Origin of the sequence: Sporotomaculum syntrophicum, assembly GCF_009932395.1 — a bacterium.
GTDB lineage: Bacteria > Bacillota > Desulfotomaculia > Desulfotomaculales > Desulfallaceae > Sporotomaculum > Sporotomaculum syntrophicum.
Genome location: NZ_LSRS01000024.1, coordinates 48 through 1,808, shown reverse-complemented (window position 1 = coordinate 1,808; position 1,761 = coordinate 48). Strand labels below are relative to the sequence as shown.

Here is a 1,761-nt window from a genome sequence, read left to right as displayed (position 1 = left end):
CCGAGAGTATTTCCGGTCTAACTTTTCTCCTAAAAGCTATAAGCCCAATGATTGGCTTTTCCCAGGGCAAAACAAAAATGAGCATATTCACGTTAAGACCATCAAGAACACCCTCATAAAATTACGGAATCGGCTGCAACTGGACAAGAACATTTCTGCCCATACACTGCGGCACTGCTTTGCCACCCACGCCTTAGAAAACGGAGTCGATCCTGTTTTCATCCAGCAAATGCTGGGGCATAAGCGTATTCAGACTACGATGACATACCTGCATATGACATCGAAAAGCCTTATGGGTGTTAAAAGCCCCCTTGACACCGGTTATGGTGATACAAAATGATTACCATACAGGATGTTTTTCTTCAATTTTATTCTCAGTACAAAAAAAGCTTTGCACCATCCTCACAGCAGGCCAAGGCATCTAGAGACATCACGGGCTGCCGAACCGCTGTCTTAGGTGGTCATATTTCTGAATGCGATGAATGCAGTCACACTGTAGTGCACTACAATTCATGCCGTAACCGGCACTGCCCTATGTGCCAGGGCATTAATAAAGTCATCTGGGTGGATAAAAGGATCAAAGATATACTTAACGCTCCTTACTTTCATGTAGTATTTACGGTACCGCAAGAACTGCAGCCACTGATTTATCAAAACCAGGAACTGCTTTACGGTTTGATGTACAAGGCGACTGCTGAAACTCTTTTTGAGCTTGCCCGGGATAACAAATATTTGGGAGCACAGATCGGTTTTTTCTCTCTGCTGCATACATGGGGCCAGGATTTACATTATCACCCGCACATTCATTCAGTCGTATTGGCAGGCGGGCTAACCAAGCACAATAAGTGGCATAGCAGCAGCAAGAAGTTCTTTATTCCCGTAAAGGTACTGGCTAAAAAATTCCGTGGCAAATATCTATACCATTTAAAGCAATACTACCACCAAAACTTACTCAATTTTTATGAGAATGCGCAGGCATACCGAAACCCAAAGGTATTCAAAAACTTACTCGATCAATGTTATGCCAAAGATTGGTATACCTATACAAAAGAGACCTTTTCCGGTCCTTTAGCTGTTGTCCAATACCTGGGGAGGTACACCCATCGAATCGCTATTTCTAACAATAGAATTGTATCCATGGATGAGAATACGGTGACATTTACCGTTAGAGATAAGAAATCCGACAGTGGTAAAAAGACAGTAATATTGAAAGGCGTTGAATTTATCCGGCGGTTTTTAATGCATATACTTCCAAGGGGTTTTGTTAAAATCAGGCACTATGGCTTACTTGCTAACCGGAACAAAAAAACAAAGCTTAAACTGTGTAGAAAACTAACTTCTAGCCCTGCTTACAAACCCAAATTTGAAGGTCTTACAACCATTGAGATTCTCAGTATCCTGTTAGGTAAGGATGTAACGGTTTGTCCGGTATGCAAGAAAGGTAAAATGAAGGCGGTACGCTCGGTATACCCAAGGCCTTATCCATAATAGCCCATTAATTGAATAAATTTTCAAAGACCCATTTGTGGGGAGGGGGCAAGTATATACAATTTCGGCTGGTTTTATTTAAAAAATACGAGATGCTTGAGAAAAATTGGTATAAATCAGGTGGTATTACAGCTTAAGAACCAGAAGAAAAAGATTGAATTCCCATAGCTGGGAGCAGAGCGACTTCATTCTTCTATGGCAATTGAAAATTTTGCGAGGCAGCTATTGTGCGTAATCAAAGTTTAAGACTCAAAATCAGGGGTTACCTGACAT

The 1,761-nt window shown here is 41.4% G+C and carries 2 protein-coding genes; both read left to right on the top strand.

Features of this window, described 5'->3' with window-relative positions; genetic code table 11:
* The coding region (locus SPSYN_RS15480) for a tyrosine-type recombinase/integrase (RefSeq protein ID WP_161823384.1) at positions 1 to 340 on the top strand (340 nt) is incomplete at its 5' end.
* Positions 337 to 1,488, top strand: a complete 1,152-nt coding sequence (locus tag SPSYN_RS15475; protein ID WP_161823383.1) for an IS91 family transposase — start codon at positions 337 to 339, stop codon at positions 1,486 to 1,488. The genes SPSYN_RS15480 and SPSYN_RS15475, both read left to right, overlap by 4 nt.
* Positions 1,489 to 1,761: the final 273 nt, after the last annotated feature.

Bases quoted from the DNA above. Each gene is read 5' to 3' on its own strand.
- SPSYN_RS15475 (WP_161823383.1), top strand. From the start codon at position 337: ATGATTACCATACAGGATGTTTTTCTTCAATTTTATTCTCAGTACAAA.